Source organism: Pseudomonas sp. F2 (genome assembly GCF_057174385.1).
The window spans coordinates 513,760-531,310 of sequence record NZ_CM169904.1; the positions used below are offsets into that span (position 1 = coordinate 513,760).

General features: G+C 61.8%; 11 protein-coding genes and 1 pseudogene. 8 read left to right on the plus strand and 4 right to left on the minus strand.

Annotation, left to right across the window (positions count from 1 at the left end):
* Positions 1–440: 440 nt before the first annotated feature.
* From AC193Q_RS02210 to AC193Q_RS02220, 3 genes are read right to left on the minus strand one after another with little or no spacing between them, the layout of a single operon-like run.
* On the minus strand, positions 441–1,832 hold the full coding sequence (locus AC193Q_RS02210) for an efflux transporter outer membrane subunit (protein ID WP_121184587.1): 1,392 nt from the start codon (positions 1,830–1,832) through the stop codon (positions 441–443).
* 7 nt (positions 1,833–1,839) lie between these two features.
* The gene (locus AC193Q_RS02215; RefSeq protein WP_483879098.1) at positions 1,840–3,813 is read right to left on the minus strand and encodes a MacB family efflux pump subunit; all 1,974 of its coding nucleotides are present in this window, start codon (positions 3,811–3,813) and stop codon (positions 1,840–1,842) included.
* Positions 3,814–4,986 (minus strand): efflux RND transporter periplasmic adaptor subunit, encoded by a 1,173-nt coding sequence (locus tag AC193Q_RS02220; RefSeq protein WP_483879099.1) that lies wholly within the window; start codon positions 4,984–4,986, stop codon positions 3,814–3,816.
* Positions 4,987–5,308: 322 nt separating this feature from the next.
* Between AC193Q_RS02220 and AC193Q_RS02225 the strand changes: the two genes are divergently transcribed.
* From AC193Q_RS02225 to AC193Q_RS02260, 8 genes and pseudogenes are all read left to right on the plus strand, one after another.
* Positions 5,309–5,791: a sigma-70 family RNA polymerase sigma factor gene (locus AC193Q_RS02225; RefSeq protein ID WP_047295188.1), complete on the plus strand. Its 483-nt coding sequence runs from the start codon at positions 5,309–5,311 to the stop codon at positions 5,789–5,791.
* 134 nt (positions 5,792–5,925) lie between these two features.
* Positions 5,926–7,260 carry a lysine N(6)-hydroxylase/L-ornithine N(5)-oxygenase family protein gene (locus tag AC193Q_RS02230; RefSeq protein WP_483879100.1) on the plus strand — a complete coding sequence of 445 codons (1,335 nt, stop codon included), beginning with the start codon at positions 5,926–5,928 and terminating at the stop codon, positions 7,258–7,260.
* A 587-nt stretch (positions 7,261–7,847) separates the two neighbouring features.
* The gene (mgtA, locus tag AC193Q_RS02235; protein ID WP_483879101.1) at positions 7,848–10,547 is read left to right on the plus strand and encodes a magnesium-translocating P-type ATPase; all 2,700 of its coding nucleotides are present in this window, start codon (positions 7,848–7,850) and stop codon (positions 10,545–10,547) included.
* Between the two features lie 166 nt (positions 10,548–10,713).
* A complete protein-coding gene (locus tag AC193Q_RS02240; RefSeq protein WP_007968289.1) occupies positions 10,714–11,430 on the plus strand; it encodes an MgtC/SapB family protein in 717 nt (238 codons plus the stop codon).
* A gap of 61 nt (positions 11,431–11,491) precedes the next feature.
* Complete coding sequence (locus AC193Q_RS02245) at positions 11,492–12,082, plus strand: EAL domain-containing protein (RefSeq protein ID WP_483879102.1); 591 nt, start codon at positions 11,492–11,494, stop codon at positions 12,080–12,082.
* Positions 12,083–12,168: 86 nt separating this feature from the next.
* Entirely contained in the window at positions 12,169–12,603 is a 435-nt protein-coding gene (locus AC193Q_RS02250) for a chemotaxis protein CheY (RefSeq protein ID WP_121184595.1), read from the plus strand.
* Positions 12,604–12,745: 142 nt separating this feature from the next.
* Entirely contained in the window at positions 12,746–13,372 is a 627-nt protein-coding gene (locus tag AC193Q_RS02255; protein WP_121184597.1) for a response regulator transcription factor, read from the plus strand.
* An 8-nt stretch (positions 13,373–13,380) separates the two neighbouring features.
* Positions 13,381–16,598: pseudogene (locus AC193Q_RS02260) on the plus strand (transporter substrate-binding domain-containing protein).
* A 4-nt stretch (positions 16,599–16,602) separates the two neighbouring features.
* Here the strand turns inward: AC193Q_RS02260 and dkgB are convergent.
* Positions 16,603–17,406: a 2,5-didehydrogluconate reductase DkgB gene (gene dkgB / locus AC193Q_RS02265; RefSeq protein ID WP_121184601.1), complete on the minus strand. Its 804-nt coding sequence runs from the start codon at positions 17,404–17,406 to the stop codon at positions 16,603–16,605.
* Positions 17,407–17,551: the final 145 nt, after the last annotated feature.

The window sequence follows — 17,551 nt, forward strand, 5'->3', positions numbered from 1 at the left end:
CGCGAGCAGGCTCGCTCCCACAGGTTCAGGTGTCAGCCCGAGAGAGCGGCAACACCGCCACTCAATGTGGGAGCTGGCTTGCCAGCGATAGCATCGGGTCAGGCAACGTTGATGTCGGCAGTGCTGGCCTCATCGCTGGCAAGCCAGCTCCCACAGGGTTATGTGTCAGCCCGAGAGAGCGGCAACACCGCCAATCGATGTGGGAGCTGGCTTGCCAGCGATAGCATCGGGTCAGGCACGTTGATGTCGGGAGTGCTGGCCTCATCGCTGGCAAGCCAGCTCCCACAGGGTTATGGGTCAGCCCGAGAGCGCGGCAACACCGCCAATCGATGTGGGAGCTGGCTTGCCAGCGATAGCATCGGGTCAGGCAACGTTGATGTCGGGAGTGCTGGCCTCATCGCTGGCAAGCCAGCTCCCACAGGGTTGTTGTGTTGATTCGATTACAGCGTCTGCCACCCCCCGCCAAGTGCCTTGTACAGCGCAATGCTCGCCTGCACTCGTGACAGCCGTAGTTGTGCATGCTGATCCTGGGCCGCGTACAGCGTGCGCTGGGTTTCCAACACGGTCAGCAAGTCTTCGGCGCCGGCCTGGTAGCGGCTCTGGGCGATGTCGAACGCGGTCTGCGCCTGATTCAGTTCATCGTTCTGCCACAGCCGCTGCTCATCCAGGCGACGAATGCTATTGAGCGCTTTTTCCACATCGGCGAACCCGTTGATGATCGCCCCACGGTAGGTTTCCAGCAGCTCTTGCTGGCGCGCCGTGGCCTTGTCGCGCTCAGCGCCGAGGCGACCGTTATTGAAAATCGGTGCGACCAGTCCGGCGGTCAGGTTGTAGAAAGGGCTGCGAATCAAATCGTCGAACTGATTGGCGCCTGAGCCGAGTTGGGCGGTCAGGGTCAGTGCCGGCAACATGGCCGCGCGAGCGACTTTGACGTCGGCTTCGGCGGCGGCCAGTTGTGCTTCGGCGCGTGCGATGTCCGGACGCTGGGTGAGCAACTCGCTGGGGACGCCGGCGGCGATATCTGGCCATTGCAGGTGATCGAAGGACTCTGTCGCCGACAGTTGCTGCACCGGTCGGCCAAGCAGGGCGGCGAGGCTGATCAACGCGTCCTGGGCTTGCTGTTGCACGCGCGGCAATTGCCATTGCTGGGCGGCGACCAGGCTTTTCTGCTGGGCCAGTTCCAGTGCGGTGGCGGAGCCTGAATCAAACCGCGTCTGCACCAGTTTCAGTACGCTTTGTGCGTTGGCCAGATTGAGTTCGGCGATGCGACTCTGCTCGCGCAGCGACAAGGTTTGCGCATACGTACTGGCAACGCTGCTGAGCACTGTCAGCTCGACCGTCGCCCGGTCGAATTCGCTGGCCTGCAGGGCGAACTGCGCACTGTCGCGCGACGCGCGTTTGCCGCCCCAGAAATCGATTTCGTAGGTGGCGCTCAGGTTGGTATCGAAATAGTCCACCGCCTTGTTGCTGCTGTTGGCATCGAGTTGGCTGTAGCCATTGCCGCGCAGCAGTTTCTGCCGATTGGCATTCAGGCCGGCCTTGACCTCCGGCAGCTGTGAGCCGCCAGCGATGACGGTACCCGCCTGCGCCTGACGCACGCGAGCAACGGCGGCCGCGAGGTCGAAACTGCCGACGCGCGCCTGTTCGATCAGGCGATCCAGTTCCGGGCTGCCAAATTGCGTCCACCATTGCGGGTTGTTGCGCGCAAGGCTGGCCGCCGGCGCCGATTGCCAGGCGGCGGGCGGCTGCACGCCGCTGTCGGGACGCTGGACGGGACTGCCGCAGGCGCTGAGCAACAGGCACACGGTCAACAGGCTGAGACGCGGTTTCATAGATCGATCATTCACTGGTAAGGGCCGTGACCGGGTCGAGCCGGGCAGCTTTGCGGGCAGGCATGAAGCCGAAGACAACACCGGTGACCAGGGCGCAACCGAAGGCGCCGAGCACCGCCATCAACGAAAAAGCCACGGCCACTTCGCTGAGGATCAGCACGCCGCCGACGAGCAGCGCCAGGGCGATCCCGGCAAGGCCGCCGACCACCGAGAGCATCACCGCTTCGGTGAGGAACTGCCGGAGGATGTCGCGCTGGCGGGCGCCGGTGGCCATGCGAATGCCGATCTCGCGAGTCCGCTCACGCACGGTCATCAGCATGATGTTCATCACCCCGATCCCGCCGACCAGCAGCGAGATCGCGGCAATCGAGCCGAGCATCAGTGACAGGGTGTTCTGGGTGCGCGCCTCGGCCTGAATCATCGCGGCGTTGTTGGTCAGTTCGAAGTCCTTCTTGCCGTTGTGCAGGCGCAGCATCAGTTGCTCGATGGCCTGCTCGGTGTCCTTGACCTTGCGCGCGTCGGCGGCGGCGATGGCCACGTATTCCGGATTGCGCGTGCCGAACAGCCGAACGCTGGCCGCCGAATAAGGGATGGCGATGCGATTATCACTGTCGGAGTCGCCGGAGCTGGCGCCTTTTTCCGCGAGCACGCCGACCACCTGGAACGGCACATTCTCGATCAGGATGAATTGGCCGATCGGGTTCGGCACATCCTTGAGCAGTTTGCTGCGGACTTTGTGGCCGATCACCGCGACGGCTGCAGCGTTCTGCTCATCGGCCTCGGTGAAGTAACTGCCTTGCACCACCGGCCAGTTGAAGATCGCCGGGAAGTGGGTGTCGTTGCCGCCGACGTAACTCAGATGGTCGGCATTACCGTAACGTACGCCGGCCTCGGCGCCGTTGACCGGCATGATCCTCTGCACTTGCGGCAGGCTGGCCAGGGCGTGCACATCGTCGAGGGTGATGATCCCCGGCGGCGTGCGCGGGTTGGGCGCCGAGCCGCTCAGGTAAATGATGTTCGAACCGAAGGCGCCCATCTGCGCCATCACCTGGCGTTTGCTGCCTTCGCCGACCGCCAGCATCACCACCACCGACGCCACGCCGATGATGATCCCGAGCAGGGTCAGCGCTGTGCGAAAGCGGTTGATCCACATCACTCGCCACGCGGCGTGCAGGGCATCGACCAGTTCGCCTTTCCAGGCGCCGGTGGCTTCGGCGCCGTCGGCCAGACGCTGGCGCAGATCCACCGCTTGCAGGGCGCCGGGGTTGGCGCTGGTCTGGGCTTCTGGGTTGTCGCGGGCGCTGTCGCTGATGATCAGGCCGTCGCGGATTTCGATGATGCGTTTGGCCCGGGCCGCGACTTCGCGGTCGTGGGTGATGAGGATCACCACGTGGCCCTGGCTCGCCAGTTCATCGAGCAGCGCCATCACCTCTTTGCCGCTGTGGCTGTCGAGGGCGCCGGTGGGTTCGTCGGCGAGGATGATGTGGCCACCGTTCATCAACGCCCGGGCAATCGACACCCGTTGCTGTTGGCCGCCGGACAACTGATGCGGGCGATTGCCGGTGCGCGAGGCCAGACCGAGGCGGTCGAGCAGGGCGGCGGCGCGGGCGTGACGCTCGGCAGCCGGGGTGCCGGCATAGATCGCCGGCATCTCGACGTTTTCCTGGGCCGAGCCGGACGGAATCAGGTGATAGCCCTGGAATACAAATCCAAAGGCTTCGCGGCGCAGCCAGGCCAGCTCGTCGCTGTCGAGGCCGGCGACGTTTTCCCCGGCGAAGCGGTACTCGCCGGAGGTCGGGCGGTCGAGGCAGCCGAGGATATTCATCAGGGTCGATTTGCCGGAGCCGGAAGCGCCGACAATCGCCACAAATTCACCGGCGTGGATCGACAGGTCGATGCCGCGCAGCACGTGAACCTCCGGTGCGTCACCGCCGCCGTAGGATTTGCGAATGTCCTGCAGGTCGATCAGAGGCGTTTGCATTCAGCCTCCGTTGCCGTCGACCGGGCCAATCAACAAGTGATCGCCTTCGTTGAGGCCGTCGACAATCTGCACCTTGAGCCGGTCGCTGATGCCGGTGCGCACCTCGCGTTGCTGGATGTCGCCGTTGGCCGCGACCACCTGCGCGGTCTGCAGGTTGGCGCTGGTGCTGCCCTGCAACGCGGCGACCGGTGCGGTAAGCACGCCTTTGGCCTGATTGGCGACGAAAAACACTTGGGTGGTCATCTCGGCCATCAAGGCGTTGTCGGCGTTATCGACGTCGAGCAAAACCGTGTACAGCACAACGCGGGCGCTGCCGCTTTTACTGCTGCTGGCCGGGCTGCCACCGCCCTGGCTGGTCTGGTCCAGCGGCTTGGGCGGCACCGGCAGGATCTGCCGCACGGTGCTGCTCCAGCGCCGCTGACCACCGCTGAGGGTGGTGAAGTAGGCGGTCATGCCCGGTTTGACGTGACCAATGTCGGCCTCGGAAACCTCGGCCCACACGGTCATCGGTGACAGTTTGGCGATGCGCAGGATCAGCGGCGTCTGCTGTTGCGCGTTGAGGGTCTGGCCTTCGCGGGCGTCGAGGGCGACCACGGTGCCGGCCATCGGCGCGTAGATCCGCGTGTAGCCGAGCTCAGCCTGATCGCTGCGCAGGCTGGCTTCAGCCTGGCGGATCTGTGCCTGGAACATGTCGACGCGGGCCTGAGTGGCTTTCAGTTCGGCGCGGGCGGTCTGCACGTCTTCTTCACGGGTGGCGCCGCCGGCCGCGAGATGCTGCTGCCGCTGATACTTCTGCCGCGCCAGTTCATGCTGGGCGCGTTGCTCCTGCAATTGCGCCTTAAGGTTTTCGATGGAGAAGCGTCCGGCGTCGAGTTTGGCCTTCTGCGTGGATGGATCGATTTCCACCAGCAGTTGACCTTCCTTGACCACGTCACCGACTTCGACGTGGATTTTCTGGATCTGCCCGGAGGCCTGCGCACCGACATCGACATAGCGGCGCGGTTGCAGGGTGCCCAGCGCGGTGACGCTGCTTTCGATGTCGCCACGGCTGACTTGCACGGTGGCGAAGCGCTCGCGGCCCGGCGGCATGATTTGCCACGCGGCGTAGGCAACAACGGGAATCAGACACAGGGCTGCGAGCAGGGCGCGTCGGGCGGGGCGGGGACGTTTCATGCAGGGTTCCGGCCAGTGGAATTCGGCCCGTCGTTCGGCTGCACGCCACAGCGCGCAGCCGCTGAACGCTGTCGCAGGGCACGACAGACACGGGGAGCTGTCCTGTAAACGATGAATGCGCAGGGGAATTTAAGCGAAGACACAGGATGTTACAGGTATAGAACGGCACTATTTGGCGGGCAACGACAAACGCCACTTTAAATCTATATGAGAATTACTATAAATTACGCACCTCAAGTTGCCACTATCTTGCTACCCGTGTTTGCGGGGCCGTCGATCAGTGTGCTCAAGGATCGAATCCGCATCGAAGCGGCCGGGAGTCATGTTGGAAAACTACTATCGCGAGCTGGTGTGTTTCCTGAACGCCAAGCTCGGCAACCGTCAGGTCGCCGAAGATGTGGTGCATGACGCTTATGTGCGCGTACTGGAACGCTCCAGCGACACGCCCATCGAGCAGCCCCGGGCGTTTCTCTATCGCACTGCGCTGAATCTGGTGATCGACGATCATCGGCGCAACGCCTTGCGTCAGGTCGAGCCGCTGGAAGTGCTCGACAGCGAAGAGCGTTATTTCACCCCGTCGCCCCACGGCACCCTCGATCACGGCCAGCGTCTGGAGATGCTCCAGCGCGCCCTGGCAGAATTGCCGCCGCTGTGCCGCGACAGTTTTCTGCTGCGCAAGATCGAAGGCCTGTCGCACCCGCAGATCGCCGAACAGCTGGGGATTTCCAAGGCACTGGTGGAAAAACACATCGTCAATGCGATGAAGCATTGCCGCCTGCGCATCAAGCAATGGGATGCCCATTGAGCCGCCGTCGCTAAATTTTATTTCCCTGTCCTCGTTCCTACTCAACAGACGACCTGCTGTCCTGCTCAAGGCCAGTCGGGTCACTTAGGCTCTCCTTTCCCCTTGTTGAGGGGTTCATCCAGAGGACACTGGAAATGACTCAGGCAATTGCATCGCCCATCGTTCACGACCTGATCGGCGTCGGTTTCGGCCCTTCGAACCTGGCGCTGGCCATCGCTCTGCAAGAGCGTGGCCCGACCCACGGCGAGCTGGATGTGCTGTTCCTCGACAAGCAGGCCGACTACAGCTGGCACGGCAACACCCTGTCGACCCAAAGCGAATTGCAGATTTCCTTCCTCAAGGATCTGGTGACCCTGCGCAATCCGACCAGTCCGTACTCGTTCGTCAATTACCTGAAGGCTCACGGCCGCCTGGTGGATTTCATCAACCTCGGCACCTTCTATCCGTGCCGCATGGAGTACAACGATTACCTGCGCTGGGTCGCCGGGCAGTTCACCGAGCAGAGCCGCTATGGCGAAGAAGTGCTGACCATTGAACCGGTGCTGCACAACCATCAGGTTGAAGCGTTGCGCGTGATCTCCCGCGACAGCGAAGGCCAGCAGTTCGTGCGCACCGCGCGTTCGGTGGTGGTCAGTGCCGGCGGCACGCCGCGTATTCCGGAGGCGTTCAAGGCGCTGAAGGGTGACAGCCGCGTATTCCACCACTCGCAGTATCTGTCGCAGATGGCCAAGCAGCCTTGCATCAACAATCAACCGATGAGCATTGCGATCATCGGCGGCGGGCAGAGCGCGGCGGAAGCCTTCATCGATCTGAACGATTCGTTTCCGTCGGTGCAAGTGGACATGATCCTGCGCGGCTCGGCGCTCAAGCCTGCGGACGACAGCCCGTTCGTCAACGAAGTGTTCTCGCCGGAGTTCACCGATCTGGTGTTCCAGCAAAACAGCGCCGAGCGTGAGCGCCTGGTCAACGAGTACCACAACACCAACTATTCGGTGGTGGACATCGACCTGATCGAACGCATCTACGGCATCTTCTATCGGCAGAAAGTCTCGGGCATCGCCCGCCATGCGTTCCGCACCCTGACCACTGTGGAAAGCGCCAGCGCCACCGAGCGCGGCATCGAACTGGCGGTGCGCAACAACGCTACCGGCGAAGTCACCGTGCGTATCTATGACGCCGTGGTCCTGGCCACCGGTTACGAGCGGCAGATGCACCGCAAACTGTTGGCACCGCTGGAGCAATACCTCGGTGACTTCGAGGTCGATCGCAACTACAAACTGATTACCGACGAACGCTGCAAGGCCGGCATCTACATGCAGGGCTTCTGCCAGGCCAGCCATGGTCTGAGCGACACCTTGCTGTCGGTGTTGCCGGTGCGTGCCGACGAGATTGCCGGTTCGCTGTATGAGCATGGCAAGAACCGTGGGCATCGTTCGATGGCGGATCTGTTGTTGGCGACGGCCAGCTGAATCTGCTTTGCCTGATACACCGCAATCGCTGGCAAGCCAGCTCCCACAGGATCTGTTTCGGATGCAAAACTTGTATTCACTGGAGATTCTTGTGGGAGCGGGCTTGCCCGCGACAGGGCCCTGGAGGCCAGCGAAAAATCTCAATCCTGAACCCTTCCTGAACACCCGCCACATTCCCCGACACACTTCCTTTTGCGGGTTTACTCTCCAATCATCGAGGCGTAAGCTTCGCGCGTTTTCATCAATAGCGGAGACCCACAGTGGGTACTTGTTCGAGTGACAGTTGTCGGCCGGTCTCGGTAACCGGCAGATTCTCGGCAAGATAACGCGCAGCCTTTCTCTGCCGTTGTCTCGCCGTAAAGCGAGCAGCGGCATCCCGATCATGGTCAGTTGAGACCATGTCCCGACGTCCTTCTCATCGACACTGAAAGTATGTGATTTCGACCGTGTGGTCGCGATCGCAAACCTATCGACACGCCTGTCTTTTCTGACCGGCGCGCCAAGCCTTGCCGTGCCGGATTTTCCGGTGAACGAGGCATGGTCGTACCTGCTCGACGGTTTCCCGGCTGACCATAGGGGCAACAGCCATGAAACTTACGCTCAAGGAATTTTTCGCAGGCTTCCTGCGCACACGCCACATCGCCCGGCACTTCCGCCGTCTGGCGCTGCTGGAATCGATCAACGACACCACGGTCAGCCGTGAAGTCCCGCCCACGCTGGCCAACACCCTGGTCGATGCGGCCCATCGCGACAGCGGCGAACTGCTCTCGTCGCTGGGTACTCACACCGACGGCCTGACCGATTTTGAAGTCGACGCACTGCGCGCGCAGTACGGCCTCAACGAAGTCGAACACGAGCAGCCGCTGCCATGGTGGACTCACCTGTGGCACTGCTACAAAAACCCGTTTAACCTGCTGCTGACCCTGTTGGCGGTGATCTCCTGGCTGACCGAAGACCTGAAAGCCGCCACGGTGATTTTCTCCATGGTGGTGCTGTCGACGCTGCTGCGCTTCTGGCAGGAAAGCAAATCCAACCAGGCCGCCGACGCGCTCAAGGCGATGGTCAGCAACACCGCCACGGTGATGCGCCGCGACGAGCCGCGCATCGAACTGCCGATCAAGCAGCTGGTGCCGGGCGACCTGATTGTGCTGTCCGCCGGCGACATGATTCCCGCTGACTGTCGGGTGCTCAGCGCCAAGGATCTGTTCGTCAGCCAGGCGGCGATGACCGGCGAATCGATGCCGGTGGAAAAGTTTGCCCGTCAGGCCGACCGCGACACGCGCAATCCGCTGGAGCTGGAGAACATTCTGTTCATGGGCACCAACGTGGTGTCCGGCACGGCGGTGGCGGTGATTCTCACCACGGGCAACAGCACCTATTTCGGCGCGTTGGCACAGCGTGTGGGCGTAACTGACCGCGCCGTGACCTCGTTCCAGCTGGGCGTGAACAAAGTCAGCTGGCTGCTGATCCGCTTCATGTTCGTCATGGCGCCGCTGGTGCTGTTCATCAACGGTTTCACCAAGGGCGACTGGACCGAAGCGCTGCTGTTCGCGCTGTCGATTGCCGTGGGCCTGACCCCGGAAATGCTGCCGATGATCGTCACCTCGACGCTGGCCAAAGGTGCGGTGTTCCTGTCGCGCAAAAAGGTCATCGTCAAACGTCTGGACGCGATCCAGAACTTCGGCGCCATGGATGTGCTGTGCACCGACAAGACCGGCACCCTGACCCAGGACAAGATCTTCCTCGCGCGCAATGTCGACGTCTGGGGTGAAGACTCCGACGATGTGCTGGAAAAGGCCTACCTCAACAGCTACTACCAGACCGGGCTGAAAAACCTGCTCGACGTGGCGGTGCTGGAACACGTGGAAATCCATCGCGAACTGAAGGTTGGCACGGCGTTTCGCAAGGTTGATGAGATCCCGTTCGACTTCAATCGCCGGCGCATGTCGGTGGTGGTCGAAGGGCGTGGTGAACCGCATCTGCTGATCTGCAAAGGCGCAGTGGAAGAAGTGTTGGCGGTGTGCACCCGGGTGCAGCACGGCGAAATCGAAGAAGCCTTGAGCGATGAATTGCTGACCCGGATTCGTCAGGTCACCGCAGCATTCAACGCTGAAGGCTTGCGCGTGGTGGCGGTGGCTGCCCGTTCGATGCCGGAAGGTCGCGACACTTACAGCCTGGAGGATGAGCAGGAACTGACGCTGATCGGTTACGTGGCGTTCCTCGATCCACCCAAGGAAAGCACTGCGCCGGCGCTCAAGGCGCTGGCCGAGCACGGCGTCGCGGTCAAAGTGCTGACCGGTGACAACGAACTGGTGACCGCGAAGATTTGCCGCGAAGTCGGCCTCGCGCAACAGGGCTTGCTGATGGGCAACGACATCGAGCGCATGAGCGATGCCGAACTGGCCGTGGCGGTAGAGAAAACCAACGTCTTCGCCAAGCTCACGCCGTCGCACAAGGAGCGCATCGTGCGCATCCTCAAAGGCAACGGCCATGTGGTCGGTTTCATGGGCGACGGCATCAACGATGCGCCGGCGCTGCGTACCGCCGACATCGGTATTTCGGTGGACAGCGCGGTGGACATCGCCAAGGAAGCCGCTGACATCATCCTCCTGGAAAAGAGCCTGATGGTGTTGGAGGAGGGCGTGCTCGAAGGGCGCCGCACCTTCGCCAACATGCTCAAGTACATCAAGATGACGGCCAGCTCCAACTTCGGCAACGTGTTCTCGGTGCTGGTGGCGAGTGCGTTCATTCCGTTCCTGCCGATGTTGCCGATGCACCTGCTGGTACAGAACCTGCTCTACGACATTTCGCAGATCGCCATTCCGTTCGACAACGTCGATGACGAGATGCTGAAAAAGCCACAGCGCTGGCAGCCGGCGGATGTCGGGCGCTTCATGCTGTTCTTCGGGCCGATCAGTTCGATCTTTGACATCACCACGTTCGCCTTGATGTGGTACGTGTTCGATGCCAACACCCCGGATCACCAGACGCTGTTCCAGTCCGGCTGGTTCGTGGTGGGGCTGCTGACCCAGACGCTGATCGTGCACATGATCCGCACGCCGAAGATTCCGTTCCTGCAAAGCCGTGCAGCTATGCCGCTGCTTGTGATGACCGGGATCATCATGGCGGTCGGGATCTTCCTGCCGATGGGGCCGCTGGCCAACTACTTCAAATTGCAGGCACTGCCGTCGATGTACTTCGTGTTCCTGCCGATGATCCTGCTGGCGTACATGGCGCTGACCCAGGCGGTGAAAGGTTTCTACATCCGCCGGTTCGGCTGGCAGTAATGCTGCCCCTGTAGGAGCTGCCGCAGGCTGCGATCTGTTGATCTTGTCTTTTAAAAACAAAATCAACAGATCGCAGCCTGCGGCAGCTCCTACAGGGAACGGGTATTTCAAGTGAATTGGCAGCAAGCCCGACAAAGGGACTGTGGACTATTCAAGGAGCGTCATCATGCAAGCCATCAACAACCTCAACCTCACCTCGCTGCTCGACACCCTCGTCAGCCTCAGCGCGGCGTTCATCCTCGGTGGCCTGATCGGTTTCGAGCGCCAGTACCGGCAACGCACCGCCGGCCTGCGCACCAACGTGCTGGTGGCGGTCGGTGCGGCGATTTTCGTCGACATGGCCAACCGTCTCGGCGGCGCAGAAGGCGCGGTGCGGGTGGTCGCGTACGTGGTTTCCGGCATCGGCTTTCTCGGCGCAGGCGTGATCATGCGCGAGGAAGGTAACGTCCGTGGCCTCAACACCGCCGCAACCTTGTGGACTTCCGCCGCCGTCGGCGCCTGCGCCGGGGCTGATCTGTTGGCCGAAGCGGTGCTCGGCACGCTGTTCATCCTCGCCGCCAACACCTTGCTGCGGCCGATCGTCAACAACATCAACCGCCAGCCACTGGACGTGGTCTCGGCCGAAGTCACCAACATCGTTTACGTGATCGCCCGGCGCTCGCAGCAGAAAGCCGTGTTCGCCCTGCTCGAAGCCGAGCTGGAACGCAGCAATTACCCGGCCAGCGACGTCGATGTACATGCCTTCGGTGCCGACGAAATCGAGATCGAAGCGACGCTGGCGACCACCTCGGTGGACGGTGACGAGCTGGACGCACTGGTGGCGCGAATCTCGACTTCAGCGCTGGTGGTGCAGGCGTTCTGGAGTCCGAGTACCACCGAATAAGGCAACAATATCGGGCTGCCATTCGGCGTGGCTCTCGGCGATTACAATCGCCGCCGCTGTCATGAACTCGGTGGACACCGCCCTGTGCGACTTGCAGATGCAGCGCAGCGCCCGGGCGCACGGTTGTGTCCTGAACGTGGCGTTCAACCTGCAAACCGTGCAACTGGCCAATGCGCAACTGACGTCGACGTTGAACAGCCTGCTGGCCGAACAGGCAAGCAGCGGTTCGGGCCTGACCTTCGAGCTGACCGAAAGCGGCCTGCCCGAAGCACCGGCCACCAGCCTGGAGACGCTGGTGCGGTTGCGGATGATGGGCTGTCGCTTGTCGTTCGATGACTTCGGCGCCGGATTCTCTTCGTTGCAGCGCCTGTGTCAGTTGCCCTTCAACGAGATCAAGCTCGACGCCGATTTCATTCACAACCTTGCGCATGAACCCCGTTTTCGCGCGGCCATCAGCAGCACCCTGGCGTTGGGCGAAGCCCTGGGCATGAGCGTGGTCATCGAAGGCATCGGAACCGCCGCGCAACGTCGCGAACTGCTGGCGCCGGGCTGCACGCAAGGGCAGGGCTACTGGTACGCACGGCCGATGGCCGGGGTCGATCTGTTGAACTGGCTGCAACGGCGCAACCACGGCAAAGGAACAGACGAATGAGCGGATTTTTAGGAAAGGTCCTACAGAGCTGTTCCGGCGAGATGCGTAGTCTTGGCGCGCCACCTCCGAGCTTCGGGACATCGAGCATGATCAATAAAACCCTGCGCATCCTGATTGCCGATCCGCAGCATTTTCACCGAATGAAAATCGAGCGGCTGTTCAACCATCTCGAATACTTCCGCGTCGCTCCGGTGCAGAGTCTGCTGGAGTTGCTGACGCTGGTGGAGTACGGCTGCGACCCCTTCGATGCCGTAGTCATCAATGCCGAACTGGCGGCCGGGTCGCTGGATCTGTCGGGCTTTTTCCTGAACAACCCGCATGTCCGTCATGTGCTGATCTACAACGAACCTTCGGCCCCGGTGCAGACGCCGGCAGGTTTTGCTCAGGAGAACATGCAGATCAGCCATGTCGCACTGCCCGACCTGGCGGCGATCAAGCACCTGATGGGTCGGGCCGATGGTTCGCCGGGGTGCGCAGCGAATGCCTGGAACCCGGCATCGGCCCTGCAGCGCCGGGGTTGAGCACGGTTTGGCGTTTGCTGCAACTGTCAGATCTGACAGGTAGATCCCGCGTGATTCCCGTGTAACAGTCTTTGCACAGCAACGGCGTCCGCAGCATCCGACGCTGTGGCGCCTTTGTCAGGTAGTTGCACGGGGAGCCGTCATGAAGTCAGCGCTGATCGTCGACGATCATCCGGTGGTGCGCGCAGCCGTGAGACTCGTACTCCAGACCGAGCGATTCAAGGAGATTCACGAGGCCGCGAGCGCCAGCGAGGCCCTGGCCCTGAATCGTGAGCACAAACCCAACCTGGTGGTGCTCGACCTCAAGTTGCCGGGGATCGGTGGCCTGGAGCTGCTGGAACGGCTGAAGGCCATCGACCCCAAATGCAAGGTGCTGATCTTCACCTCTCAAGACCCGCAGTATTATCAGGACCGCTGCTTGCGTGCCGGTGCCTTGGGCTTCGTGGCCAAAACCAACCAGTTGCTGCAATTGCACAAGGCAATTCAGGCGTTGATGTCAGGTTATGCCTATTTTGCGGCGTCGTCTGACAAGGACTATACGTCGACCCCTTTGCACCGCAGCGAAAAACAGATGATCGACGGCCTGTCCAATCGTGAGTTGAATATCCTTGTGCAATTGGCGCATGGCAAAGCCAACAAAATGATCGCCGCAGACACGCACCTGAGCCATAAAACCGTCAGCACCTACAAAACCCGTTTGATGAAAAAACTCGGGATCACCTCGACGGTGCACTTGCGTGAACTCGCCAAACGCAATCATCTGCTCTGAGTGACCTGATGAATCTGCAAGGCTGGTGCTGTGTCCTGTGGTTGAGCATCACGGCCACCTCTTGGGCCAGTGAGCCGGCGCAGCACCTGGAACTGTTGGCCCAGGCCGAACTGGACAATATCCCTGTCGCGCTCGATGAGCGTGACCGTCAGTGGTTACGCCAGCATCCGGTCTTGCGCATGGGCATTTCCGGTGCGGACTATCCGCCGTTCGAAATCACCCGCAATCAACACGAGCTGGAAGGGCTCACCGCCGATTACGCCGACCTGCTGGCGCAACTGCTCGGGGTGCGCATCGATGTGCAGCGTTTCGCCAATCGCGAGCAAGTCATGGCTGCGCTCAAACAGGGCGAACTCGACCTGCTGGGCACCTCCAACAGCTTTGAACTCGCCGACCCCGACTTTGTGCTGTCGCGAACTTACGCCGACGATCAGCCGATGCTGGTGACCCGGTTAGACGAAACGTTGCCGGCGGATCTGGCCGGCAAACGCATCGCCATGGTCGAGGACTATCTGCCGCTGGCCAGTGTGCAGGCGTTCTATCCCAAGGCGCAGGTGCTGCGCTATCCCTCGGCGATGGACGCACTGGGGGCAGTGGCTTTCGGTGTCGATGATGGCTACCTAGGCGATCTGATCAGCACCAATTACCTGATCAACACCAATTATCGCAATGACCTGCAATTGGCCGGGCCGTCGGGGCTGGATGCCAACGCCTTCGGTTTCGCCCTGCGGCGCAGTGAAGTACGCCTCAAACGCATCATCGACAAGGCACTGGCGGCGATTCCCATGGAACGTCGTCAGCTTATCGAGCAACGCTGGAGCGCAGGGCGCGCGCAGATGGCCGCGCAGTCGCGGGTACGTCTGAGTGCCAGTGAGCAGGATTGGTTGGCGCAGCACCCGGTGGTGCGCTTGGGGGTGATCGAGGACTTTGCGCCGCTGAGTTTTTTGATGCCGAGGGCCGTTTCAGTGGTCTGTCGGCACAGCTGCTCAACCTGATCAGCCAGCGCACCGGTTTGCAATTCGACGTGGTTCGGGGACGTTCGCTGGACCGCCAGATCGAACAGCTCCGGGCCGGTGAACTCGACGTGTTGCCGGTGGTGACGCCGAGCAGCGAGCGTGAAGCCGAGCTGCAGTTCACCCGCGCGTATCTGAACAACCCGTTTGTGCTGATCAGTGCGACAACGGCCGGCAGCCCGCGCAGCCGCGACGATTTACAGGGTAAACGACTGGCCATTTATCGCGGGCATCCGTTGCGCGAGTACCTGGTGCGGCGCGTGCCACGATTAACTCTGGTGGAGGTGCGCAGTCCCGCTGAGGGCATGGAACTGATCGTCAAGGGCCAGGCCGATGCAACGGTCAGTTCCCTGCTGGTGGCGCGCTTTCTGCTTGCCCGCCAGTACCGCGAGCGTTTGCGCATCACCAACACCGTTGGCGATCAACCGGCACGCATCGCGTTGGCGACCGCACCGCAGGCCACGGCGCTGCACACATTGCTGAACAAGGCACTGCTGAGCATCGCACCTCAGCAGATGGACGAGTTGGTCGAGCGCTGGAGCCATGATGTGGTGGTGGAGGAGAGCTATTGGGTGCGCCACCGCCGCGAGATTGTTCTGGGGTTTGTCACCGCGGCGGGGTTGCTGGTGCTGGCATTGGCCTGGATCGGTTTTCAGCGCCGGCAGTTACGTCAGCGTCAGCAATGGTTGCATCAGTTGCAGCAAGCCAAGGAGGCGGCTGACGATGCCAACCGCGCCAAGACGACTTTCCTGGCGACCATGAGCCATGAAATCCGCACGCCGATGAACGCGTTGATCGGCATGCTCGAATTGGCGCTCAAACGTGCCGAGGAGGGTGTCACTGACCGGTTGGCGATTCAGGTTGCGTCGGGCGCCGGTCAGCAACTGCTCGCGCTGATCGGCGACATTCTCGATATCGCGCGCATCGAATCCGGGCAGTTGTCCCTCGCGCCGCAGCGGGCCAACCTGCGCGAACTGGTGGCTTCGGTGTGCCGGGTATTCGAAGGGCTGGCGCGACAAAAGTGCCTCTTATGGCACATCGAGCTGGGGGCGGGCAGCGACGTTGACGTGTTGATTGATCCGGTGCGCTTCAAGCAAGTGCTGTCGAACCTGTTGAGCAATGCGATCAAGTTCACCGAGCAAGGCGAGGTCAGCGTGCGGCTGTCAGTGCACGCGATGCCGCTCGCAAGCGTGGGCGTGACGGTGGTGATCGAAGACAGTGGCATCGGCATCAGCGAGCATGACCGCCAGCGCCTGTTCAGCCCGTTTGTGCAGGCCGGCAACCCCGGGCAGTCCGCGCGCAGTGGTTCGGGGCTGGGCTTGGTGATCAGCCGTGAGCTCTGCGAAATGATGGGCGGTACGCTGCGCCTTGCCAGCGAGCCGGGGCATGGAACACAGGTCGAGATCAGTCTGCAATTGCAATCGTTGGCCGCGCTTGCCGCCGAGGCTGCAAGCACCGCGGTGGCGGACACGCCGGCGCGCTCGCTGAGCGTGCTGGTGGTTGATGATCATCCGGTCAACCGGCTGCTGCTCTGTTGGCAGTTGAGTGAACTCGGCCACCGCACCGTCGATATCGAAGACGGTGAACAGGGGCTGCAACGCTGGCGGGCACAAGCGTTTGACGTGCTGATCACCGACTGCAACATGCCCCGGCGCAACGGCTACGAACTCGCGCGGGCCATCCGTGGCGAAGAGGCGGCGAGCGGCCGGGCACGGTGTCTGATTATCGGCTTTACCGCCAATGCGCAGATCGAGGAAAAGGCGCAGTGTCTTGAGGCCGGTATGGATGACTGCCTGTTCAAACCGATCCGCCTGGCTGATCTGGCGCTGGCATTGCAGGGCGCCGGACACAGCGAAAATGCAGGCGAGCCAAAGCCGCCACTGCCCTTGACCGAGCTCGACCTGAGCGCGCTGGAGCAAATGGCCGGTAACGATCATGCGCTGATGCAACGATTGCGAGAGCAAGTCTTGTGCAGTCTGCTGGACGACCTGCAACGGCTGGACGTCGCATGCCGGCCCCTCAATCTGAGCGAATTGCGTACGCTTGCTCATCACATCAAGGGCGGTGCGCAGATGGTCGGTGCCGCGCGAGTGGCGGCAGCCTGTGCGGATCTCGAGCAGGCCTGCCGAGACGCCGAAACTCAGGTGGTCGAGCGCTCGGTCGAGATGCTGCGCGAGGCCATGCTCAGTCTCGCGCAGCGCCTTCAGACTTGAACGATCAGTCCCACTGCGGGGCAATGCCTTTCGGGTTGGTCAGGCGCTGGCCACGCTCCAGCGTGGAGATCAACGCCATGTCGGCGTCGCTCAGGGTCAGCGTCGTAGCACCGAGGTTACTTTGCAGATTGGCGCGTCGGGTCGACGATGGAATCACCGCGTAGCCCTGTTGCATCGCCCAGGCCAGAGTGACTTGCGCTGGGGTCGCTTGCAGGCGTGTGGCGATCTGCTGGATCAGCGGGTCCTTGAGCACTTCGCCATAGGCCAGGGTCATGTACGAGGTGATCTGGATGCCTTGGCTTTGCGCGAACTCGACCACTTTGCGGTTTTGCAGGTACGGGTGCAGTTCGATCTGGTTGGTGGCGATGTTGTCTGCGCCGACCGCTGCAATCGCCTGTTGCATCAGCTCGATGGTGAAGTTGGAAACGCCGATCTGCCGGGTCAGGCCCAGACGTTTGGCTTCGAGCAGTGCGCCCATGAACTCGGCGACCGGCACTTGATCTTCCGGCGATGGCCAGTGGATCAGCGTCAGGTCGAGGTAGTCGGTCTGCAGCTTGCGCAGGCTTTCCTTGAGGCTGTCGATCAAGCGATCCCTGGCGAAGTTGGCGATCCAGATCTTGCTGGTGATGAACAGATCCTGGCGAGCAATGCCGCTGGCGGCGATGGCCTGACCGACCTCGGCTTCGTTCTCGTAGATCTGCGCGGTGTCGATGACGCGGTAACCGAGATCCAGCGCATTGCGCACCGAATCGATGACCACCTGGCCTTGCAGGCGAAACGTACCCAGACCAAAAGCGGGAACAGACATTGATGACTCCAGGGTTGCAGTGAGAATGGGCGGGAGTATCCGCGTCTGCGTCCTTGAGAAAAACCGCTGGTGGGGCAAAGCACTGTTGAGCAGAAGTCACGAATCTTGCAGGCGCTGCGGCACGCTGCGATCTTTTGATTTTAAA